The organism is Actinoplanes sp. NPDC020271 (assembly GCF_044388125.1).
Classification (GTDB): Bacteria; Actinomycetota; Actinomycetes; order Mycobacteriales; family Micromonosporaceae; genus Actinoplanes.
In genome coordinates this window covers 111383-133120 of sequence record NZ_JBIRWQ010000028.1, presented here as the reverse complement: position 1 = coordinate 133120, position 21738 = coordinate 111383, and the positions used below count along the sequence as shown (strand labels likewise).

Annotated in this window: 23 protein-coding genes; 11 read left to right on the top strand and 12 right to left on the bottom strand. The window is 71.4% G+C overall.

Annotated elements, in window-relative coordinates; translation table 11 throughout:
* Positions 1-227: 227 nt before the first annotated feature.
* From ACH442_RS39575 to ACH442_RS39565, 3 genes are all read right to left on the bottom strand, one after another.
* The gene (locus tag ACH442_RS39575; protein WP_396343265.1) at positions 228-1007 is read right to left on the bottom strand and encodes a cytochrome P450; all 780 of its coding nucleotides are present in this window, start codon (positions 1005-1007) and stop codon (positions 228-230) included.
* A 202-nt stretch (positions 1008-1209) separates the two neighbouring features.
* Positions 1210-1638 (bottom strand): GntR family transcriptional regulator, encoded by a 429-nt coding sequence (locus ACH442_RS39570; protein ID WP_396343263.1) that lies wholly within the window; start codon positions 1636-1638, stop codon positions 1210-1212.
* Positions 1635-2345 (bottom strand): hypothetical protein, encoded by a 711-nt coding sequence (locus tag ACH442_RS39565; RefSeq protein ID WP_396343262.1) that lies wholly within the window; start codon positions 2343-2345, stop codon positions 1635-1637. The genes ACH442_RS39570 and ACH442_RS39565 overlap by 4 nt, the downstream gene beginning before the upstream one ends.
* Positions 2346-2652: 307 nt before the next feature.
* Between ACH442_RS39565 and ACH442_RS39560 the strand changes: the two genes are divergently transcribed.
* Positions 2653-2988, top strand: a complete 336-nt coding sequence (locus tag ACH442_RS39560; RefSeq protein ID WP_396343261.1) for a hypothetical protein — start codon at positions 2653-2655, stop codon at positions 2986-2988.
* A gap of 187 nt (positions 2989-3175) precedes the next feature.
* Here the strand turns inward: ACH442_RS39560 and ACH442_RS39555 are convergent, their stop codons facing one another.
* Positions 3176-3673: a winged helix-turn-helix transcriptional regulator gene (locus ACH442_RS39555; protein WP_396343260.1), complete on the bottom strand. Its 498-nt coding sequence runs from the start codon at positions 3671-3673 to the stop codon at positions 3176-3178.
* Positions 3674-3816: 143 nt separating this feature from the next.
* Here ACH442_RS39555 and ACH442_RS39550 point away from each other — a divergent pair, with 143 nt between their 5' ends.
* On the top strand, positions 3817-4824 hold the full coding sequence (locus ACH442_RS39550; RefSeq protein ID WP_396343259.1) for an NADP-dependent oxidoreductase: 1008 nt from the start codon (positions 3817-3819) through the stop codon (positions 4822-4824).
* A 300-nt stretch (positions 4825-5124) separates the two neighbouring features.
* Positions 5125-5973 carry an NAD-dependent epimerase/dehydratase family protein gene (locus ACH442_RS39545; RefSeq protein WP_396343258.1) on the top strand — a complete coding sequence of 283 codons (849 nt, stop codon included), beginning with the start codon at positions 5125-5127 and terminating at the stop codon, positions 5971-5973.
* A 28-nt stretch (positions 5974-6001) separates the two neighbouring features.
* Here ACH442_RS39545 and ACH442_RS39540 read toward each other — a convergent pair whose 3' ends face one another.
* The gene (locus ACH442_RS39540) at positions 6002-6553 is read right to left on the bottom strand and encodes a TetR/AcrR family transcriptional regulator (RefSeq protein ID WP_396343257.1); all 552 of its coding nucleotides are present in this window, start codon (positions 6551-6553) and stop codon (positions 6002-6004) included.
* A gap of 73 nt (positions 6554-6626) precedes the next feature.
* Here ACH442_RS39540 and ACH442_RS39535 point away from each other — a divergent pair, with 73 nt between their 5' ends.
* The gene (locus ACH442_RS39535; RefSeq protein ID WP_396343256.1) at positions 6627-7544 is read left to right on the top strand and encodes an alpha/beta hydrolase; all 918 of its coding nucleotides are present in this window, start codon (positions 6627-6629) and stop codon (positions 7542-7544) included.
* A gap of 62 nt (positions 7545-7606) precedes the next feature.
* On the opposite strand, the gene ACH442_RS39530 is transcribed toward ACH442_RS39535, so the two are convergent.
* Together ACH442_RS39530 and ACH442_RS39525 are read right to left on the bottom strand one after the other, a co-directional pair.
* Positions 7607-9094: a hypothetical protein gene (locus ACH442_RS39530; RefSeq protein ID WP_396343254.1), complete on the bottom strand. Its 1488-nt coding sequence runs from the start codon at positions 9092-9094 to the stop codon at positions 7607-7609.
* A 50-nt stretch (positions 9095-9144) separates the two neighbouring features.
* Positions 9145-10182, bottom strand: coding sequence for an NAD-dependent epimerase/dehydratase family protein (locus ACH442_RS39525; protein ID WP_396343253.1), 1038 nt, complete (start codon positions 10180-10182; stop codon positions 9145-9147).
* A gap of 123 nt (positions 10183-10305) precedes the next feature.
* Between ACH442_RS39525 and ACH442_RS39520 the strand changes: the two genes are divergently transcribed.
* From ACH442_RS39520 to ACH442_RS39490, 7 genes are read left to right on the top strand one after another with little or no spacing between them, the layout of a single operon-like run.
* Complete coding sequence (locus ACH442_RS39520) at positions 10306-10974, top strand: glycosyltransferase family 2 protein (RefSeq protein ID WP_396343252.1); 669 nt, start codon at positions 10306-10308, stop codon at positions 10972-10974.
* A complete protein-coding gene (locus ACH442_RS39515; RefSeq protein ID WP_396343251.1) occupies positions 10971-11630 on the top strand; it encodes a TIGR04282 family arsenosugar biosynthesis glycosyltransferase in 660 nt (219 codons plus the stop codon). The genes ACH442_RS39520 and ACH442_RS39515 overlap by 4 nt, the downstream gene beginning before the upstream one ends.
* Positions 11627-12307, top strand: coding sequence for a methyltransferase domain-containing protein (locus ACH442_RS39510; RefSeq protein WP_396343250.1), 681 nt, complete (start codon positions 11627-11629; stop codon positions 12305-12307). Before ACH442_RS39515 ends, ACH442_RS39510 begins: the two co-directional genes overlap by 4 nt.
* Entirely contained in the window at positions 12280-13647 is a 1368-nt protein-coding gene (locus ACH442_RS39505) for a molybdopterin-dependent oxidoreductase (protein ID WP_396343249.1), read from the top strand. The genes ACH442_RS39510 and ACH442_RS39505 overlap by 28 nt, the downstream gene beginning before the upstream one ends.
* On the top strand, positions 13644-14051 hold the full coding sequence (locus ACH442_RS39500; RefSeq protein ID WP_396343248.1) for a hypothetical protein: 408 nt from the start codon (positions 13644-13646) through the stop codon (positions 14049-14051). The genes ACH442_RS39505 and ACH442_RS39500 overlap by 4 nt, the downstream gene beginning before the upstream one ends.
* Before the next feature lie 9 nt (positions 14052-14060).
* On the top strand, positions 14061-14756 hold the full coding sequence (locus ACH442_RS39495; protein ID WP_396343247.1) for a response regulator transcription factor: 696 nt from the start codon (positions 14061-14063) through the stop codon (positions 14754-14756).
* Entirely contained in the window at positions 14749-15756 is a 1008-nt protein-coding gene (locus tag ACH442_RS39490; RefSeq protein WP_396343246.1) for a sensor histidine kinase, read from the top strand. Before ACH442_RS39495 ends, ACH442_RS39490 begins: the two co-directional genes overlap by 8 nt.
* A gap of 102 nt (positions 15757-15858) precedes the next feature.
* Here ACH442_RS39490 and ACH442_RS39485 read toward each other — a convergent pair whose 3' ends face one another.
* The 5 genes from ACH442_RS39485 to stsB form a co-directional block, all read right to left on the bottom strand.
* Positions 15859-16422 (bottom strand): hemerythrin domain-containing protein, encoded by a 564-nt coding sequence (locus tag ACH442_RS39485; protein ID WP_396343245.1) that lies wholly within the window; start codon positions 16420-16422, stop codon positions 15859-15861.
* 259 nt (positions 16423-16681) lie between these two features.
* A complete protein-coding gene (locus ACH442_RS39480) occupies positions 16682-18604 on the bottom strand; it encodes a S9 family peptidase (protein WP_396343244.1) in 1923 nt (640 codons plus the stop codon).
* The gene (locus ACH442_RS39475; protein ID WP_396343243.1) at positions 18601-19848 is read right to left on the bottom strand and encodes an NAD(P)/FAD-dependent oxidoreductase; all 1248 of its coding nucleotides are present in this window, start codon (positions 19846-19848) and stop codon (positions 18601-18603) included. The genes ACH442_RS39480 and ACH442_RS39475 overlap by 4 nt, the downstream gene beginning before the upstream one ends.
* Positions 19845-20126 (bottom strand): PqqD family protein, encoded by a 282-nt coding sequence (locus ACH442_RS39470; protein WP_396343242.1) that lies wholly within the window; start codon positions 20124-20126, stop codon positions 19845-19847. The genes ACH442_RS39475 and ACH442_RS39470 overlap by 4 nt, the downstream gene beginning before the upstream one ends.
* Positions 20107-21585, bottom strand: coding sequence for a StsB family radical SAM/SPASM domain sactipeptide maturase (gene stsB, locus ACH442_RS39465; RefSeq protein WP_396343241.1), 1479 nt, complete (start codon positions 21583-21585; stop codon positions 20107-20109). The genes ACH442_RS39470 and stsB overlap by 20 nt, the downstream gene beginning before the upstream one ends.
* Positions 21586-21738 lie beyond the last annotated feature (153 nt).

The following is a 21738-nucleotide window of genomic DNA, read 5'->3' as shown; positions in this document are numbered from 1 at the left end:
GCTGGAGGCCTTCACCTGTTCGCGAGATGGATCAACAATCCTCAGATCGAGTGGTCACACTTCCTCGACCAACGTCCCCGGATATCACAGCTAGGCGGCGCGGGCCGGCTCCTGCGCCTGCTCGGTACGCTGGGTCGCGGACCGCTCGGACTCGTCGATCCGCTGCAGCCGCGTCCAGCGGCTGAGTTGTCGAACATCACCGGCAGCAACGAAAACCCCATGCCCGGTCACGGGTGGCGGTGGCCGTCCACTCGGACGTGGAACGACATCGCCGGGCCCGGGGTAGGGGTGGTCTTGCGCGCGAGCAGGTAGTCGGGTGACGGCAACCGCATGTCCAGGCGGTGGAACATCCGTGCCATGGTCACCAGCATCTGGACGTCGGCCAGGGTCTTGCCCAGGCAGACATGCTGACCGCGGCCGTACGGCGAATATGCGCCGGCGCGCAGGTGCTCGGCGCGCGGCTTCTCGTACCGGTCGATGTCGAACCGCATCGGGTCGGGGTAGAACTCCTCCAGGAAGTGCGGCACGCTGGTGCCGACGTAGACCGTCTCGCCGGCGGCGATGCGGTGGCCCTCGAAGGTGCAATCCCGGGTCGCCGTGCGCATGTGCACCACCGCGATCGGGTAGAGCCGCATCGTCTCCATGAGCGCACCCCGGATGGCGGGGATGCCACGCAGGTCCTTCTCGGTGATGCTGCCCGTGGCGAACAGCGCGTCGGCCTCGGCCCGCACCCGGGTGAGCACCTCGGGGTGCTTGAGCACGGCGTAGACGAACGATGCGATGGTGTTCGCCACCGTGTCGAGCCCCGCCACGTACGGCCCGGTAACGCTGATCATAAGGTCCTGGTCGGGCATGGCCGCCGGGTTCTCCCGGTTGGCCCGCAGCAGGTCGTCGATGAGGATCGCGGGCGGGGTGTCCGCGGCCGCGCGGTTCCGGTCCTCGATCATCTTGCGGCTCAGCTCGGCCACCCGTTGCTTGGCGCGCCGGTAGCGCGGATCCCGAAGCATCAGTCGGGCCGCTCGGTGGGGTCCCGGCCGACAAATCCGGCGTACGGGTCATTCCGGCGAGTGGAGGATGCCCGCTTCGGCAGCGTGGTTTCGCCAGCCCGCTGTTCGTCGGGCGATTCGCCGAACCGCAGGAGCAAGCATCGTTTATGCCTGGCCCCGCACCGGCGTACTGTCAGACCACCGAGCACCCGCGGCGGCCGGTTTACCGGTCGGGCTGGAGTCCGGACATGAGAGGGATGGCGGTGCTGGCGGTGTCGGTCAAGGCGTCGTTGATTGCTTCGCGTAGTTCGGTGTCGTTGGCGCCGAGTTGGCGGGCGGCCAGAACGTAGTCTTGTGCGCGGTTGGCGAGGGCTTCGGCGCGGGCTTGTGGTGAGAGCGTTGTTGTTGCGGCGACCCGGGTACCGGCGGCTCGCCGGGTTGTGACCAGTCCGGTTGCCTCGAGTTCTTGGTAGGCGCGGGCGACAGTTCCGTTGGCGACGCCCAGGTCGGCGGCCAACTGTCGTACCGGCGGCAGTTTGCTGCCCGCGGGGAGCGTGCCATGTCGGATCAGGTCGGCGATCTGATGGCGAATCTGCTCGTACGGGGGCACTGCCGAGTGTGTTTCGAGGCGGACGGCCGGCTCGGCGCTCACGGGGCTTCAACCGCGACGGGCTGATCATCAATAATGCCGTGTCGGGGCCGCATGAGAGATCCGGCGTAGTGCGCGACCGCGGCCAGCCCCACCCCGGCGAGCAGGCTCAGCGCGAAACCCCACGCCGGGGATCCGCCGCCGCGCCAGTCCATCTGCGCGTCGGCGTACCAGAACGTGGCAGCGGTGAAGATCGTCGCCGACAGGGTGGCGTAGGCATCAGCGAGGTGATTCACGGTGATGCGACGCCACGCCTCGTCCGCGGCTACACCGCCGGCCTGCGAAACGGTCTGCGGGCTGCGTACCACCAGCCATACGCTGACCAGCACCAGAACGGCGCCAGTGGCGAGGGTTGCCCAGGTGGCCATCAGGGTGACGGGTGCCGCTGTCCCGAAGTAGATCACTTGATGGTCGGGGTGGACCGGGGTGGGGAACCACCATGACAACACCACGAGTGCCGAGGTCGACGCCAGGCTGACCGCAAACGGCCTGACCGGCAGATAGTCCCTCATCCGGCGGGTGCGCAGGGTAGCGGCTCGGCGCTCACCCAGAGGCCGGCGGGAGACCGCCTCTCCGGCGAGGACACCGATGCTCAGGCACAGGGCCAGAACAACCGGGGCGAAGTCGAACAGGTACGTGCGGGTCAGCGCGAAGCCTGTTCCCGCGCCTAACGCCAACCCCAGTGCCCGACATCGTGCGGCGGTGTCCATGACCCCTCCTTGTATCGGCTGAACGGTACAAGAAGAGCAGCGCTCAGTCGTTTGTGTCAATAGGGCAATACAAGAAGATGTCTCCGTCCGGCTGTCGAGGCGATGCTCACCGCCGCCGGCTGTCGACCAACATCAACGACTTCGCCCTGGTCGCCATGCTCCGGCTGCTCGGCCTACGGATCTTCGAACCCGGCGGCGCCGACTTTCATGGCCTCCGGAACGGAGGCTCGAGAACGCACGACCATGCCGATGTGAGTGCGGACCTGAACGGCTCGCGTTCACCATTGTGGCCCAGTAAGGTCCGCCCGTGTCTCTCCTCGATTTGCGTCATGGCTTCCGCGACGAACACCAGCGGAGCTCCGCGCAAGCCATTGTCATGCAGCGCCTGGCAGATGACCGCGAGCAGGAGGAATGCCGCGTGCTGATGAAGTTCTGGTGGCAACTCGCCATGACTTACCGGGAGGTGACGGAGGCAGACCTCGATCGGCACGTCAGCCCCGCCAAGCGGGAGGCGGTGCAAGGTCTCATCGACGCCATCAGGCGCTCACCCGAAGCCATCGACACGTGGATTGGCGACATGTCGCAGCGGTTCCCGCCCATCCACGACCGCGGCTACGAGGTATGGCGCAACAGCGACAGCTGATCAAAGCGCCGCAGGTGTTTTGTCATGCCGAAGTGAGTGCCTTCCGGAATCGACGGAAGTAGTCTGGCCAGTTCCTGTCCTCGCGGTTCAACGTGCGCCGGCAGGGCGCCTCGTGCTCGCCGTCGCCGGGTGATCGATTCGGCAGAAGTAATCACGAGTGAAGTCCTGATCTTGAAGGTGGCGGCGATCAGGCTGCATGTTCGGGGTCTGCTTTGGTGCGGAAACCCGGACCTGGGCTGATTTCGACCTCGGTTGCCGGAACGGGGTGATCGCGGTCGCAGCGGACTTGGACGGAGAGTGGGGCGCCGCAGTCGCGGTGGCGGTTGATGACGGCCGGTCCGGCCGGGTCGGCGCGGTATTTGTCGCCCCATTGCAGCAGTCCCAGCACGGCGGGAACCAGGTCGTTGCCTTTGGCGGTGACGACGTAGCGGGACCGGCTGCGGGAGCCGTCCTCCTGATAGGTCTCGGTGGCGAGAATGCCGTGTTCGACGAGCTTGCGTAGGCGCTCGGCGAGCAGGTTGCGTGGGCATCCCAGCATCTTGTGCAGGTCGCTGAAGCGGGACACGCCGTACCAGATCTCCCGCAGGACCAGCAGGGTCCACTTCTCGCCGACCACTTCCAGGGCGCGGGCGATCGAGCAGTTCGCAGTGTCCCGGTCGAGACGCAGGTCGGTGGCCGTGGTCATAGGCTCATCCTACCCACTAGGTTTACTTTTTGTACTCAGGTCTTCCCGGCGTACGCCGATACGCCGACCGGCCGCCGAGCACCGCCGATCGATCGGTGAACTGCGCGCCGACGAGACGGGCAGAGACCGAGAAGGAGACGACGATGAAGGCATTTGTGGTCGAACGCTACGGCGACGCCGACACCGTGCAGGCCCGCGAGATGCCGGACCCGACCGTCGGCGACGACGACGTGCTGGTCCGGATCCACGCGGCGAGCGTCAACCCGCTCGACCTCAAGATCCGATCCGGGGACCTCAAGGCGATCCTGCCGTACCGGGCACCGTTCGTGCTCGGCAACGACCTCGCCGGCACCGTGGTCGCCGTCGGCTCCCGCGTCACCCGGTTCGCCGTCGGCGACGAGGTCTACGCCCGTCCCGATCAGCACCGGATCGGCGCGTTCGCCGAGGTCATCGCAATGCACCAGGATGACGTCGCGGCCAAACCGGCTACCCTCACGATGGACGAAGCGGCTTCCATCCCCCTGGTCGGTCTGACCGCCTGGCAGGCTCTGGTCGAACGGGCGAACCTGCGGCCGGGCCAGAAGGTCCTCATCCACGCCGGGGCCGGCGGTGTCGGCACCATCGCCATTCAGCTGGCCAAACACCTCGGTGCCCACGTCGCCGCGACCGCAAGCAGTGCAAAGGCCGAGCTGGTGAAGGGCTTGGGTGCCGACGTTGTCGTCGACTACACGAAGCAGGCGTTCGAGACTGTCCTGCGTGACTTCGACGTCGTGCTCGACACCGTCGGCGGCGAGACCCTCGACAAGTCGATGCAGGTGCTCAAGCCGGGCGGCATCGTGATCAGCATCGCCGGACCGCCCGACCCTGCCTTCGCCAAGCAGGCCGGCGCCAACCCGGTCATCCGGCTGGCGATCGCCGCGTTGAGCTTCCGGGTCCGGAAACGCGCCCGCCGCCACCGCGTCACGTACTCGTACCTGTTCATGAAGGCCAGCGGCGACCAGCTCCGCGAGCTCACTGCCCTAATCGATACAGCAACGATCCGCCCGGTCGTGGACCGGGTCTTCGACTTCGCGTCGACCCGCGAAGCTCTGGCCCACGTCGAGCAGGGACGCGCCAAGGCAGGCAAAGTCGTCGTCCGGATGACGTCGTAGCCGCTGCCCCCCTCGATCGACCCACCATTCGGCAACTCGGCCCGGGCGACAGCGCCGGCACTGGTCCCGCCGGGGGCGAGGGCATCACCAGGGTCACCCGGCTGACGCTGCAGGATCTGGCACGGGGCGCAGTGACCTTCCAAGATCCGAAGCAGTTCATGTTCTACCGCTGATCGCGGTACCGATCTTCCTCAGCCCCGTGATCGCCCTAGTCGGGCGGGGCGGGGCCGATTCGGTCCGCTGCCGCCGGCGGCTTCCTGGCGTAGCCTGAGGTTTCGATCATGAACCTGGGGACGTGACATGGCGCGTATCGCGGTGACCGGTGGCAGCGGCAAGCTGGGCCGCTTCGTCGTGAAGGAACTTTCCGACCACGGCTACGAGGTGGTGAACCTCGACCTGGTCGCGCCGCGGGAGCCGGTGTGCCCGTACGTCCGGGTCGACCTCACCGACTACGGCCAGGTGGTGGAGGCGCTGACCGCGATCGACAGCCGGTACACCGGCATCGACGCCGTGGTGCACCTCGCGGCGATCCCTGGGCCGGGTGTCGTGCCGAACGCGGCGACGTTCGCCAACAACATCACCGCCAGCTACAACGTGTTCTCGGCGGCGCGGGCCGCCGGCGTCGAGCGTGTGGTGTGGGCGTCGAGCGAGACCCTGCTCGGGCTGCCGTTCGACACGCCGCCGCCGTACCTGCCGGTCGACGAGGAGTACGCGGCCCGGCCGGAGACGTCGTACTCCCTGGCCAAGCACCTCGACGAGCAGATGGCGGCCCAGTTCTGCCGGTGGAATCCGTCGCTGACCATGGTCGGGCTGAGATTCTCCAACGTGATGGAGCCGGCCGACTACGAGGCTTTCCCGTCCTTCGACGCCGACCCGCGTCAGCGGATCTGGAACCTGTGGGGCTACATCGACGGCCGGGACGGGGCCCAGGCGGTCCGGCTCGCCCTCGGCTACGACCGGCCGGGCGTCGAGATCTTCGTGATCGCCAACGCGGACACCGTGATGAGCCGTCGCACCGCCGACCTGGCCGCGGAGTACTTCCCGGACATTCCGGTCACCCGCGAGCTGGGCGACCACGAGACCCTGCTCTCCATCGAGAAGGCGCGTCGTCTCCTCGGCTACCGGCCTCAGCACACCTGGCGGAAATGACCGGTGCCGGCGTGCGGCCGGGCCGGGCTCACGTCTGTTGCGTGAGGACCGTGGTGACCATGATGACCAGGGCGTCCACGTCGGCGTCGACCATCGGCCGGCCGGTCATCCCCAGTCGGTGCAGAAGAGTGCCGACCACCACGTCGATGAAGAAGAGCACCCGTTGCTCCGGTTCGTTCAGAACCTCCTGGAGGGCCAGCCGGTAGGGGTCCTGCAGCTGTGACGACAGGATCCGGCGCAGTTCGGGATCGTTGACCGCGTCGGTGAAGACACCGGCGAAGGCGGCGCCAATTCCCGGCTCACCGATCTTCGCGGCGATCCACCGGATCGCGGACGCCAGAATCTCGGAACGGTCGGCGCCGGTCAGCGGGGCCGGGCCGAACGCGTCGACGAGGCATGCCGTGATCAGGGCACCCTTCGTGGGCCAGCGCCGGTAGATCGTCGTCTTGGCGATGCCCGCCTCGGCGGCGATCCGGTCCACCGTGGCCCGCGTGTAGCCGAGCGAGTCCACGACCGTCAACGTCGCGGCGAAGACCTCGTCGTCGATTCCGGAGCGAGGGCGGCCTGGCGATCGGGGCATGGTCACACCCTACCCAGTTATGCTACTTCTAGTATCGATACCTTGAGTAGCGTAAATCGATCGGGGAGGGTCCATGAGTGTGCGCCTGCTGCGAGCCCTGCGGAAGGAACCGGACTGGGCGACGATGACCGACGACGAGCTGAGCGCCTTCCAGCAGGTCGAGAACCGCCGCCGGTCCGCGCCGAGCACCCGCCTCATCAGCGGGTTCCCGGCTCGCGGCGTCACGATCGGCTGGGAACAGGTCACGCTGCCGGACCGATCGGTGCCCGTGCGGGTGTACCGGCCGGCGGCGACGACCGGTGAGCTTCCGCTCGTCGTGCACGTTCACGGCGGCGGATTCGTCGGCACCGCCGTCCAGTGCGACTGGATCAGCAGCCACGTCGCCGCGAGGTTGCCGGCCGTCGTGGTGTCGGTCGAGCATCGCCTGGTCAGCCCGCAGGTGCCGCTGTCGGCGGCGGTCGACGACGGGTGGGAGGTGCTCCGGCGTACCGGGGAATGGGGAATCGACCCGGAGCGGGTCGCGGTCTTCGGGGAGAGCGCCGGCGGGCTGGTCGCCGCGACGGCCGCGATCCGCGCGCGGGACGCAGGGCTGAGGTTGCGAGCCCAGGTGCTGGTCAACCCCTGCGTGGATCTGACGGAGAACGCCTTCGACTACCCGTCCATGAAGGAACATGCCGACAGCCCGATGCTCACCGTGCCACAGTTGATCTTCTTCCGACGGATGGCGGTCGGCGATCAAAAGAAAATTTCGCCACTGTACGTCGACGGGCTGGCCGATCTGGCACCGGCGCTCGTGGTGGTGCCGACCGCGGACCCGGTCGCCGATCAGGGCCGGGCCTACGCCGAGCGGCTCGGCGCAGCGGGCAACGCGGTGACCGTCACCGAGCATCCCGGCGCTCCGCACGCGTTCCTCAGCATGCCGCACCTGGTTCCGCAGGCTCGCACCGCGCGTGCCGAGATCATCGACTTCTTGGCGAAGCGGCTCCGATGACCGCCCGGCCGCGCGGCCGGGCGGTCATCGGTCCAGCGGTGGACGCGGGGGAACCGGCACCGTCACCAGTTGGTCAGGACGAGATGGTTCACCAACAGGGCGGTTCCGGCCTGCAACCACAGCCATCCCCTCCGGTCGGACTCGGGCAGCAGCGCCGCTGCGGCCGGCAACCAGATGGCGAACGGCAGCCAGATCCGTTCCACCTCAGCCTTGCTCAGGCCGGACAGGTCGGCGGCCACGGCTGCGGCGATCCCGCCCAGACACAGCAGCGCGGGCGCCATGCGAGCCGCGCCGAGCCGGACGTCGATCCGGGCCGGAACGAGGGCCCGGAACCGGGCGCGGGCCGGGGCCGGGTCGCCGGTCCGGTTCCGGGTGACGGCGGCGAGCCGGACGACGGCCCGGCGCAGGATCGGGCCGGCGGCCGGCCCCGCGCTGACGGCGAGCGCCGCAAGGTTCCCCCACACCCAGTAGCTGTACGCCCGCGCGGTCGCCAGGCCCTGGTAATAACGGATCTTGACCAGCCGATATCCTTCCCACCACTCGAACCCGAGCCAGGTGAAGGAACCCACCACCACACCGGCTCCGAGCACCGCCCACGCCAGCATCGGCCACCGTCGCGTCCGCGCCGCCACGATCACCGCGCCGGCCGGCAGCACCAGCAGGATCAGGCCGTACGACAGGTACACGCACCCGGCCAGAAGCGCTCCGCCGAGAGCCGCGCACCACCGGGACGGACGGGTCAGGCCGACCGCGAGCAAGGCCAGCGCGGACGCCGCGACACCCATGAACATGCCGTCGGCGGACACCCCCACCCAGACGGCGCCCGGGAACAGGACCAGGAACGGCACCGCCGTCCGGGCCGCCTCCTCGTCGCCCAGCGCTCGCAACGTCACCGCGACCGCTGCCGTCGCCAGGGCGCCCACCAGGATGCAGAACGCCCCGGCCCAGCCGCCGCCGTGCAGCCCGAGCCGGTCGAGCCCGACGAAGACCAGCAGCACGCCCGGTGGGTGGGCGGAGACGTGCTCGGCCCAGTTGTCCGGCGAGAACAGCAGGATGTGGTCGGTGAAGCCGCGCAGCATCGCGCGGGCGTCGGTCACGCGTGGCACCTCGCTGAGGTACTCGAACGGTGTGGTCAGGCGCCCCGCCACACCCCGCTGCCAGCCGTCGACCAGGGCGAGCGCGAACGTCCAGGCCACCGACGCCAGCCAGCCGGCCAGCAGCAGCCGCCGCCACGGCAGGCGCGCGGCCAGCGCGGGCCCCCGGGTGATCACGATGATCGCGATGATCACCGCGAACGGCGTGCCGGGACCGACGTGCGGCATCACGTGCGCGAACAGGGGAGCAGCCGGCGCATGCACGGGATGGCCGGCCCAGCCCAGCGCTGCCCCGACCAGCACCGCCGCGGCGACCAGCGCGAATGCTGCCACGGCGGCCCACCGGTCCGGCTTCGACGAGATGCCGGCATCCGGGCCGCCCGGCAACCAGGCGCGGGCACGCCCGCGAGTGTCGTTCCCGCTGCCCGGCCGTCCCTGTGTCAGCGGCGTGCGCATCCCGGCTCCCTCGTCTCGTCTCTCACCGTCACCGTCGCCCGGCCGGGGCGTCAGCCGCGCAGAGGCGCGCATGCGAACTCCTTCAACCCGGCCTCCGGTGTCACCGCGGCCCGGAACCCCAGCTCGGCCGCGGCCCGCTCCGGGGAGGCCACCACATGCCGTACGTCGCCGAGCCGGAACTGCCCGGTCACCACCGGCGGCGGGCCACCCGCGTTGTCCGCGAGCTCCCGGGCCACCTCGCCGATCGTGATCGGCTGCCCGGACGAGATGTTGTAGGCGCGGAACCCGGGCGCCGCGCCGAGGGCGGCGACATTCGCCGCGGCGACGTCCTGGACGTGCACGAAGTCACGCCGCTGCCGGCCGTCCTCGAACACGTGTGGCGCCCGGCCACCGGCCAGCGCCGACCGGAAGATCGCCGCCACCCCGCTGTACGGCGTGTCGCGCGGCATCCCCGGCCCGTACACGTTGTGGTATCGCAACGCCGCCACGCTCGCCCCGCACTCCCGCGCCCAGATCGCGGCCAGATGCTCCTGGGCCACCTTCGTCGCCGCGTACACGCTGCGCGGGTCGAGCGGCGCGTCCTCCATGACGAGTTCGTCAGCCAGTGGCTGTCCGCACACCGGGCACGGCGGCTCGAAACGGCCGGCCTGCAGATCCTCGGGCGCACGTGGTGCCGGACGGACCGATCCGTGCCGGTCACAGCGGTACGCGCCCTCGCCGTACACCACCATCGAACTGGCCAGGACCAGCCGCTTCACGCCGGTCTCGGCCATCGCGGCGAGAAGCACCGCCGTGCCCAGGTCGTTGCACCCGACGTACTCCGGAAGGTCGTCGGGCCCGGCGCCGAGCCCGACGAGCGCCGCCTGGTGCAGCACCGCGTCCACGCCGCGCAGCGCCGTGCGGACCGCGTCCGCGTCGCGCACGTCGGCCCGGTGCAGGCGCACCCCGTCCGGCACCCGCAACGGCTCGGTGTGCGCGGCCGGATGTGCACTGTCCAGCACGGACACGTCATGGTCGGCGGCCAGCAGCGCTGCGGTGACGTGCGAGCCGATGAATCCGGCACCGCCGGTCACGAGTATGTGGGTCACGACGGCGACGGTAGGCCCGCACCAGCCGCGGCACAGCGGCCCGCGCCGATCCGTCAGCGGTTCGTAAGAACCTTTCGCGGCGTCCGTACTTCGTAAGATTTACCTCCCCTGACCAGGGCTAACTTGCCGTCCATGACAGATGTGGTGTTGCCCTGCCTGAACGAGGCCGCGGCGTTGCCGGCGTTGCTGGCGGCCATGCCGGACGGTTACCGGGCGATCGTCGCCGACAACGGTTCGACGGACGGTTCGCCCGAGGTGGCCCGGGCCTTCGGCGCCCGGGTGGTCGAGGTGGCGCAGCGCGGCTACGGCGCCGCCGTACACGCGGGGCTGCTCGCCGCCGACCCGGCCGACGGCGTCGTGTGCGTGATGGACGCCGACGGCTCGTTCGACCCGGCCCAGTTGCCGCGGCTCGCCGGCCCGGTGCTGGCCGGCGACGCCGACCTCGTCTGCGGACGGCGCCGGCCGGCCACGGCGGGCGCCTGGCCGCTGCACGCGCGCCTCGGCAACGCGGTCCTGGCCCGCCGGATCCGCCGCGACACCGGGGTCGCCGTGCACGACATCGCACCGATCCGGGCGGCCCGCCGGGACGCGCTGCTGCGGCTCGGCCTGCGCGACCGGCGCTTCGGCTACCCCCTGGAGCTGCTGCTCGCCGCGGCCCGCGACGGCTGGCGGATCGTCGAGCTCGACGTCGCCTACCACCCGCGGGCGGCCGGGACCCGTTCGAAGGTCACCGGCACGGTCCGCGGCACGCTGCGCGCGGTCGCCGACATGCGGGCGGTGCTGCCCCGATGATCCAGCTGCTGGTGATGGCCAAGGCGCCGGTCCCGGGCCGGGTGAAGACGCGGCTCTGCCCACCGTGCACGCCCGCGGAGGCGGCGGCGGTCGCGGCGGCCGCCCTGGCCGACACGCTCGATGCCGCGAAGGATCTTTCCGCCGTACGGCGGGTCCTGGTCCTCGACGGCGACCACCCGGCGCCGAGCGGCTGGGTGCGCGTCCCGCAGCGCGGCGACGGACTGGGGGAGCGGCTGGCGAAGGCTTTCGCCGACACCGCGCTGCCCGGAGTGCCGAGTCTGCTGATCGGCATGGACACCCCGCAGGTGACCCCCGAACTGCTGGACACGGCCGCGGCGGCGCTGCTCCGGGACGGGGCGGTGCTCGGGCCGGCCGACGACGGCGGCTGGTGGGCGCTGGGGCTGAGCGACCCGGCCGGCGCGGCGGTGCTGCGGAACGTACCCATGTCGACGGCCGCGACGGGGGAGCGGACCGTTGCCGAACTCCACCGGCGTGGCGTCCGGCCGGTGATGCTGCCCGCACTCCGGGACGTGGACACCGCGGCCGACGCGGTCGCGGTCGCGGCCAGGTGCCGACCCGGTCAGCGGTTCCCGGCGATCGTGGCGAGCCTGTCCTCGCTGGCCGGTCATGCCGTCACCGCGGGGAGCCGCGCATGAGCGCACCCGCGGTCGTCTGCCCGCCGGACGAGCGGGCCGCTCTCGACGCCTTCGACCAGGCTCTGCACCGCGCCGCCACCGGGGTTCCGAGCCCGCTGACCCTGCGGGACGCCGACGGCAACGAGCACCGGTTCGACGCGGTGGACTGGTGCCGGGAGCACCGGCCCGGCGACTCCGGCCTGCTCGACCGGTGCACCGGCGCGACCCTCGACGTCGGCTGCGGGCCCGGTCGGCTGACCAGCGCGTTGCTGGGCCGCGGCCGGTCGGCGCTGGGCATCGACGTGAGCGCGGCCGCGGTCCGCCTGGCCCGGGCCCGTGGCGCTCTGGCGCTGCGCCGCGACGTGTTCGGCCCGCTGCCCGGTCACGGCCGGTGGGAGCACCTTCTGCTGGCCGACGGCAACCTGGGCATCGGCGGCGACCCGGCCGCCCTGTTGCGCCGCTGCCGCGACCTGCTCGCGCCGCACGGGAAGCTGCACACCGAGCTGGAACCGCCCGGTGCCGGCACCTGGGCCGGCGTGGCCACCCTGCACACCGCCGACGGGTCCGCGGCCGCGCCGCTGCGCTGGGCGCAGGTCGCCGCGGACGACCTCGCACCGCTGGCCCGCACCGTCGGCCTGACCATCCTGACCACCTGGACCGAGGAGGACCGATGGTTCGCCACCCTGGCGGCCGCCTGAACCGTGCCCGCAAGTATCCGGGCGCGGCACCGGCCTCACCCGCCGCCGGCCACGAGCCGGCGAGCGACGCGGGCGGCTCACCGGAGCGCCACCGTGAGCGACCCGGCCGTCCCCGTGGTCCGCTCGCCCGGGCGTGGACCTGGCTGACCGAGCCGCTTCCGGCGCCACCGGAGCGGCTGCGCCGGGGCCCGCTGCGCGCGGACGCGTTCGGCTCCCCGCTGCGGTCCGCCCGCCTGACCAGCCAGCTCGGTATCGCGCTGGGCATCGCCTTCGGGGTCTGTTTCCTCACCGGCGTGTACAGCCACGTCCTGCAGCACCCACCCGGCTGGCTCCCGCTGCCGACCCGCCCGGCCGGCCTCTACCGCTTCACGCAAGGCCTGCACGTGGCGACCGGCCTGGCCACCGTTCCGCTGCTCGGTGCGAAACTCTGGTCGGTCCATCCGCGCCTGTTCGCCTGGCCGCCGGTGCGCAGCCTGGTCCACGCCGCCGAGCGGCTGACGGTCGCGATCCTGGTCGGCGCCGCGTTGTTCCAGGTGGTCAGCGGGGTGCTGAACGTCGCTCGCTGGTACGCCCCGATGCCGTTCTTCTTCACCGCCGGGCACTACTGGGTCGCCTGGGTGGCGGTCGGCGCCCTGATCAGTCACATCGGTGTACAGCTGCCGGTCGTCCGTGACGCGCTGCGCCGGCAGAAGGTGTCCACCGTCGCAGGCCGGCTTACCCGGCGGCGCAGCGGTGACACCGAGCCCGCCCGCCGGGAGTTTCTGCTGGCCGTGGGCGTGGCCGCCGGCGTGATCACGGTGACGACGCTCGGGCAGACCGTCCGGTGGCTGTCGCCGATCGGGCTGCTCGCGCCGCGCCGGCCCGGCACCGGACCGCAGGGACTGCCGGTGAACGCCACCGCCGACTCCGCCGGGGTACGGGACGCCGCGCTCGATCCGGCGTACCGGCTCACGGTGACCGGTCCGGATCGCACGGTGCGGCTCAGTCTCGCCGAGCTGGCGGCGCTCCCGCAGCACACGACGGTCCTGCCGATCGCCTGCGTCGAGGGCTGGAGCTCGGTCGGGACCTGGACCGGCGTACGCCTGAAGGATCTCCTCGCGCTGATCGGCGCGGACCCCGGCACCTGTGCCGCCGAGATCGAGTCCTTGCAGGCCGGTGGCCGTTACCGGACATCGACGGTCGAGACACCGGCCGACGACCGCACGCTGATCGCGCTGCGTCTGGGCGGTGAGCCGCTGGCTGTGGACCACGGGTTCCCGGCCCGGCTGATCGCCCCGAACCGTCCCGGAGTCCTGCAGACCAAGTGGGTCGGCCGGATCACCGTGCGGAGCGCTTCATGAGACGTCCGCTGATCGCCGCCGGGTTACTGATCATGTTGTACGGCATTGCCGGCGCGATCCTCGACACCGAGGTGAACCTGGTCGGCGTCGTCGCGTTCGGCGCCGTTCTGCTCGTGCTGCACGACGGGATCTTTCTCCCGCTCATCGCCGGGGCCGGTGCTCTGGTGCGGCGTCTCGTCCCGCCGGGATGGCAGCCGGCCGTCCGATTCGCGGCGATCGTCGACCTTGCCGTCGTGATGGTCGCGTCACCGCTCGTGCTGGGCTTCGGGCGGGACGCCGGCAACCCCACGGTGCTGCCCCGCCCGTACGGGAAAGGCCTGCTCTTGATCTTGGTGGTGGCCACCGTGGCGGCTGTCGCCGGTCGTAAGGGATTCGAAAGGTTCCGCCGGCGGGACGACCGGTAGCCTGCGGTCATGAACCATCGGGTGCTGGTCGTCGACGACGACCCGACCGTCAGCGACGTCGTGCGCCGCTACCTGGAACAGGACGGGTGCCGGGTGCGGCTCGCTGCCGACGGCCTCACCGCGCTGGCGGCCGTCGACGCCGAGCGTCCCGACCTGGTCGTTCTCGACCTGATGCTGGGCGGCATCGATGGTCTCGAGGTGTGCCGCCGTCTCCAGCGTGACCAGCCCGGGCTCCCGGTGGTGATGCTCACCGCGCTGGGCGAGGAGAGCGATCGGGTGCTCGGCCTGGAGGTGGGCGCCGACGACTATGTGACCAAACCGTTCAGCCCGCGGGAGCTGACCCTGCGCGTCCGGTCGGTGCTGCGCCGCACCGCGCCGGCCGCCCCGCCGAGGCCGGCGCTGCTGCGCGACGGCGACCTGGTGGCCGACACGGGGCGGCGCACCGCGGAACTCGGTGGAGAGTTGCTCGCGCTGACGGTCCGGGAGTTCGATCTGCTGGAGTTCCTGATGCGGCACCCGGCGACGGCGTTCTCCCGGGCCGAGCTGCTGGACAAGGTGTGGGGGTGGCGGTTCGGCGACCAGTCGACCGTCACCGTGCACGTGCGCCGGCTGCGGGAGAAGATCGAGGCCGACCCGGCGGCACCGGTGCGGCTGGTCACCGTCTGGGGCGTCGGCTACCGCTGGGAGCCGGCCGGCGATGCGTGACATCCTGCTGATCGGGCTCTACTCGCTGGCCGCCGGCACCGTCGTCGGGCTGGCCGGCGCCGCGGTCCTGCGGGCCTTGCGGGGCCGGTCCATCGCGGTGCACGTGACCGTCCTGCTGGCGATCACGGTGACCGCGGTCGTCGCCGGAGTCGTCACGGTCGCGCGGGCGATGTTCCTGTCCAGCCACGACATGAAGGTGGTGCTTCTCACCGTCGCCGCGTCCGCGTTGGTCAGTCTCACGGTCGGCATCGTCTTCGGGCGACGGCTGGCCGCCGCGGCGATGTGGGCGGCCGAGGCCCGTGACCGCGAGCGCCGGATGGAGGCCGGACGGCGTGACCTGGTCGCCTGGGTGTCGCACGACCTGCGCACGCCGCTCGCCGGGTTGCGCGCGATGACCGAGGCACTGCAGGACGGTGTCGTCACCGACCCGGTCACCGTCGGCGAATATCACCGCCGCATCGGGGCGGAGACCGACCGGATGAGCGGGCTCGTCGACGACCTGTTCGAACTGTCCCGCATCCACGCCGGTGCGTTGCGGCTGAGGCCGACCGTGCTGCCGCTGGCCGATGTGGTCTCCGACGCGGTGGCGGCGGTCGGCCCGCTCGCCGCGGACCGCGGTATCCGGGTGGTCGCGGTGGGGGATCGCTGGCCGATTGTGTCCGGGGGCGCGGCCGAGCTGAACCGCGTGGTCAGCAACCTGCTCACCAACTCGGTGCGGTACACGCCGGTGAACGGTGTCATCCAGATCGAGGCCGGTCAGGACACCCGTGAGGTGTGGCTGGCCGTTTCCGACAGCTGCGGCGGGATTCCCGAGGAGGACCTGCCGCGGCTGTTCGACGTGGCGTTCCGCGGCACCCGGGCCCGCACGCCGGAAACGGCCGGCGGCGGCGGGCTCGGGCTGGCCATCGTGCGCGGCCTGGTCGAGGCGCACGGTGGCCGGGTCCGGGCCGGCAACATCGCCGGCGGGTGCCGTTTCGAGGTGCGCCTGCCCGCGACGTGACCGGCGGCGGGCAGGCCGCTCTCGCGTGGCGCCTCCGGGTAACGGCCGGGCCTTACGGCGAGGTGCCGGCGGACCGCGCTCGGAAGTGCCTCGAGGGATGCACTACTTCGTCGCGCGGCCGGTCAGCTTGTCGCGCAGACGGTCGACCAGGCCGACGCCCGGGCCGGCCAGCTTGTGGAACAGCTCGCTGTTCGGGGCGGCCGGGTGCGGGCGGGTCGGCGCCAGCTTCTTCGCCGTCTCCACCTTGCCGGCCAGCTCCACCAGCTCCTCGTGCGGGATGTGCCGCCGCAACGCGGGGAACTGCTCCTGCTCCTCGTCCTGGACGTGGTCGGCGAGCACCGTCTCCAAGGTGCGCAGCGCCTCCTCGAACTCGGCGCTCGACACCTCGGCGCCCTCGAGACGCTTCATCGTCTCCTCGAGCTCCTTGTGCTCCTCGATGTCGTGCTCGACCGCCTTGTCGCCGTCCGGAAGGTACTTTCGCATCGCCGGGTAGACGTACATCTCCTCGGCGACGGCGTGCCGGACCAGCTCGCTGATCGCGGTGTCGGTCAGGTCCCGCCGGATCATCGGGTCGGCGACCGCGTGGATCTCGCCGATCAGGGCGGTCACGTCACGGTGCTCGGCGGCCAGCACGTCGAGCACGTCGCCGGTGGGTGTGTCGGTCATGGGGACTCCTCAGGGTGGGCGGGTCACGCGACGGCGCTTGCATACCCCGGAATCGGCTCGCCACTCACCGTTGCCGGCCATCGCCCGGAGCTGACGGGTGCGCCGGTGGCGACTCCCGGGTCCGTACCACACCGTCCACTTCTACCCAGGCCTTGTGCCCGGCTGATCAACGTGTGTTCCCGTGAACGTGCGGCGGTCCGCAGCAGCGGATCCTGCTCTCGGTCAGAATCGACGAAGTGCACCGGCTGTGACCGCGCCCTCAGGCTCTGCGGCGGCCCGACTCCGGGCCGGCGCCCGGCGCCGGCCCGGCCGACGACCTCGCCGGCTCCGGTAGGCGAGGCCGGCTCGGAGCCGGGTCGCCGGCCGGCGCCGGTGCGGTGCCGAGGTGGGTCGCGAGGAAGCGTTCCACCGCCGCGTAGTAGGTGTCGCGGTTCTCGGGACGGACCAGGCCGTGGCCTTCGTCCGGGAACAGCAGATACTCGTGGGGCACCCCGTTGCGCGCCAGCGCGGCCACGATCTGCTCGGCTTCGGAGACCGGGACGCGGACATCGTTGGCGCCCTGAACGACCAGGACCGGGATGGTGATGTCGGCCGCCCGTGACAGGGGCGATCGCGACCACAGCAGATCCCGGTCGCGGTCCGGGTCGCCGACCTGCGCCACCATGAACGCCTGCAACGACGTCCGGTAGGGTGCGCCCCCGGTCATCATCGTCAGCAGATTCGACGGGCCGCACAGGTCGATCGCGCACCGGAACACCGATGGGGTGAAGGCGGCACCGACCAGGGCCGCGTATCCGCCGTAGGAGCAGCCCATGATGGCCACCCGGTCCGGGTCGATACCACCGGTCACGGTCAGATGGCCGATCGCGTCGAGCAGGTCGGTGTGCATGGCCGCGCCCCACTCGCGGGCGCCCAGGTTGCGGAATCTCTTGCCGTACCCGGTGGAGCCGCGGAAGTTTACCTGCACGCACGCGTACCCGTGACTGGCCAGTAATTGCGCCTCCTCGTCGAACCCGAAGGAGTTGCGGGCCCACGGGCCGCCGTGCACGTTGACGACCGCGGGAAGCCCGGATCGTGGCACGCCGACCGGCCACGTGACGTAGCCGTGCACCGGCACACCGTCGCGGGCGGTGAAGACGAACGGTTCCATGCGGGCCATCGGGTAGGCGTCCAGGGCCGGCTGATGACTGAAGAGCAAGCGCAGCTCCCCGGTGCCCGGCGAGTACCGGTGGTAGCGGACCGGGGCGTCGCCGGCCACCGCGGTGACGAGCCATTCCCGGTCGTCGCGGGAGGTGCGTTCCACATAGATCTCGGCGTCGGCGGCGAGCGCGGTGCGGATCCGGGCCAGTTCCCTGCCGTAGGTCTCGTCCAGGATCAGCCGCTCGTCGCGGTCGGCCGCGAAGACCACGGCCTGTGGCCGCTGGCTCACCGGATCGAACTCGACCATCCGTACGTCATGGTGGGGGTCGGCGGCGAGCAGTGTGTGGGTGTTGTCGGGCAGGGACACCTCGTAGAGCCGGACGGCGTCGGCGCCGATGGAGGAGAGCAGGTAGCAGACATCCCCGGACGGGGCGAAGCCGGCGATCCGGGTGCCCATGGCGTCTTCGTCGGGGACGGTCAGCCACGTGTCGTCGCCGTCGAGGGCGATCACGGTGCCGCCGTCGGGCCGGGGGCGGACACCACCTCGTACGCGAAGGTCGTGGTCGATGATCCAGGAGAGGTAGCCCGGGTTCTCGGCGATCAGGGTGAGCGTGCCGTCGGCCAGGTCGAGCGCGTAGACGTCGTGCAGGTGCCGGGTCCGTCGGTTGAGGCCGACCAGCATCGTCGCCGGATGCCGCCGGTTGTGGGCCAGCACGCGCGCCTGGATGCCGGGAAACGGCGTCGCGCAGCGCGTCCGGCCGGTGCCCAGGTCCACCAGGTACAGCCGCCAGCCCTCGTCGCCGCCGTCGTCGATCACGTAGAAGAGCGTGCGGTCGTCGTGTCCGAGACCGTAGGTGCGAATGCCCCGCCCGGCGTCGCGGGTGACCGGGGTGGCCCGGCCGGGGTGGTCGATCGGCGCCGACCAGACGTTGAGCACGCCGTCGAGCGGTGCGAGGAAGAACAGCCGGGTCCCGTCCGGCGAGACCGCCGGCGAGAGCCGGGCCGGATTGCCGAACAGCACGTCCCGCGGGATCGGCCTCATGCCGCGGCCCACCAGCCGGCCAGCGCCGGGAACTGCGCCACGGCCGCGGTCGTGTCCAGGGCCGGCAGCGGTACGAGAGCGACGGGCACGGGCACCTCCGGTTCGATCAGCGTCTGTGCGCGAAACATCCGGCCGACGAGGGCCGGCGTCAGGCGTGGCAGCCGGTTCCCGGCCGCCGGCGCGGCCCGGTCGCGGGTGGTCGCCATCCGCCACGGCAGGTCCGCCTCGGCCGCGGCCGCGGCCTGCAGTCCGGGTGCGCCGTCGGCCAGAAGACGATCGAGGCGTACGGCCTGCAGCGCCGCGACCGACATGCCGTGCGAGTAGACCGGGTTCATCGTGGTCAGCGCGTCGCCGACGGCCAGGAATCCCGGCAGCGCCGGAAAGCGCCGCCGCCTGTTCGCGGTCGCCCGGAACGGCCGTGCCGGCCCGAGCGGGCGGGCCGCGGTGATCAGCCGCGACACCATGGGGTCGGGCAGTCCTTCGGCGCATGCGGTGAAGGCGCCCGCGGAGGGCGGATTGCCGCGGGTCCCGGTCAGCGTGACGATCCACCGGCCACCCTCGATCGGGAACACGGTCGCCCCGTGGCCGCCGCCGCGTGGGTGCAGCATCACCGCCGGGATCGTGGCGCCGAGGCCGTCGGGCGCCTGGTAGATCCGGGTCACGTACGCCACCCCTGGATCCACCACCTCCTCCGGGATCGGCGGCAGGCCGAGCGCGGCCAGCCACGACGGCGACCGTGACCGCCGCCCGGTGGCGTCCACCACCAGATCGGCCGCAAGCGCCCCCTCGCCGTCGAGGCGAACACCGGTGATGCGGCCGGCGGAGCCGGTGAGCCCGGCCGCCCGGGTACGGGTACGCACGGTGATGCGTGGCCCGGTGAGCAGGCGGCGGCGGAGCACGGCGTCGAGCAACCAGCGGCTGCAGGCGATCAGATACGCCCCGGTGTGGTGCCGGTGGAACCAGCCCTGCGCGCCCAGGATCAGCGCGTCGCCGGGCAGATCACGCCGCTGCGCGCCGAGCTCGAGCAACTCGTCGACGATCCCGGGGGACAGGGCCGACAGCGCTCGCGCGCCGCCGGCCACGAGCACGTGGTTGTGGCGGGCCTGCGGCACTCCGGACCGCTCCAGCGGGCCGTCCGGCAGGTCGCCGCTCTCGATCACCGTCACCGTCGCGAAGTGTCGCGCCAGGACGTTGGCCACGAGCACCCCGGCGAAGCCGCCACCGAGAACGATCGCCGACGTCATGCAGGCGCGCCCTCGGCGATCAGGCCCTGGGCCAGCATCGCGTCGATGAACTCGTCCACCTCGGCGCGGATGCGCCGGGCCAGGGTGGCGTTGCCGGCCGCGTACATCAGGGCGAGTTTGTCGATGACCGGAGCGCGTTCGCCGTCACTGTCGAGCAGGACCCAGATCTGGGCGGCGCTGCCGTTGAAGCTGAGGAACTCGCCGGAGTCGACGTGGTAGATCGAGATACCGTCGCCGTTCTCGTGCCAGATCACCGCATCACTGATGTGCAGGGACATCGATCGTCCTCCTCGGAACCGGGGTGAGGGAGATGAGCCGGGGCCGGGCGGCCGCGGGCGGCTTCGGCGTCGGCGTCCAGGTCTTCCACTGGTCGAAGACCGGGTGTTCGTCGCCGGTGGCGACCAGACGCGGCACGGTCATGCCGTCGTGGTCGGCGGCCAGCTCGGCGCGGGTCGTGCCGGTCTCCTGCCAGAGCTGGGTGACCACGCCGTGGCGCAGGATGCGGCAGAGGTTGCGGCTGTTGCGTCGCAGGTCGCCGGACTCGGACAGGTGCGCGGCCCGGCAGCCGCCGCCGCAGTTGGACTTGATGTAGCACTGGGTGCAGTCGTCGTGGAACTCGCCGCCGAAGACCGTGCTGCGCCGCATCGCCGCCAGCACCGGGCTCTGGAAGATCTCGGCCAGCCGCTGCCGCCGTACGTTGCCGGCGTGGTCCTCCTGGTCGGTGACCAGCTTGCACGGGTAGACGTCGCCGAGCGAGTTGATGTAGATCTCGTTGCCGCCCATGCCGCAGTTGCCCTTGACCGAGCAGGGGCTGACCGGGCGCGGGCCGTCCGGCTTGAGCTTGCCGGCGATCGGGGAGGACCAGACCAGCTCCTGCACCCGGACATGGTCGTCCCAGCCGAACGCGTACGAGTCGGTCTTGCCGCGGCCCAGGTCGTTGTGGTTCATCAGCCGCACGCTGTGCACGTCGATCCCGCTCAGGAAACCGGCGAAGTCTTCCAGCCCGGGCACGTTCTCGGAGGTCACGATGTGGTTGATGGCCGGGGCCACACCGGCCGCGTTGAGCAGCTTCAGCGCCTGGTAGGTCTTGGCGAACGCCCCCTTGCCGCGGGTGCGGTCGTGCGTCTGCGCGGTGCCGCCGTCCACGCTGATGGTGACCATGTCGAACAGCTCGGCGAATCGCCGGGCGATCGCGGCCGTACGGATCATCGTCGCGTTCGTGATGATGTTGACCTTGAGGCCTTGGGCGCGGGCGTGCTCGACCACCGCGAACAGGTCCTTGCGCAGCATCGGCTCGCCGCCGGTGAACACGATGGTCCGCGCGCCCATCTCGGCGATCTGGGTGACCAGATCCATGGACTCGGCCGTGTTCAGCTCTCCCGGCAGGCACTTCTCCGAGGAGGCGTAGCAGTACGGGCAGCGCAGGTTGCAGCCGTCGGTGATCGCGTAGTAGGCGATGCCCAGCGGCGGCTCCCCGATCCGCACCTGCGGCCGGTTGCCGTTGAAATAGACGAGCCAGTTGAGCACCAGCTTGGCCAGCGCCCGCTCGGTGACATCGTCCCCGGTCAGCGGGCCGCCGGTGGCCAGTGCCCGCAGGATCTGGAACTCCCCGGGGGTCAGTACGCAGCGGGCGCCCACCTCGGGATTGATGACCAGGTGGTTGTCGCCGTGCACGAAGTAGGTGAGACCGGCCGGGACGTCGACCAGTGACCGGCGGGGGACGAGTTTGGCGGGCATCCGATGCCTCCTGGGTTGTGGCCGGGGGTGGGGGCCCGGCGGCGGGGCCCCCCCCCCCCGGGGGGGCCGGGGGGGGGCCTGGGGGGGGCCGCGGCCGCCCAGCGCCCCCCAACCACAACCAAACCCCCCCCGAGTAAGAGGCGGCGGGCGCCG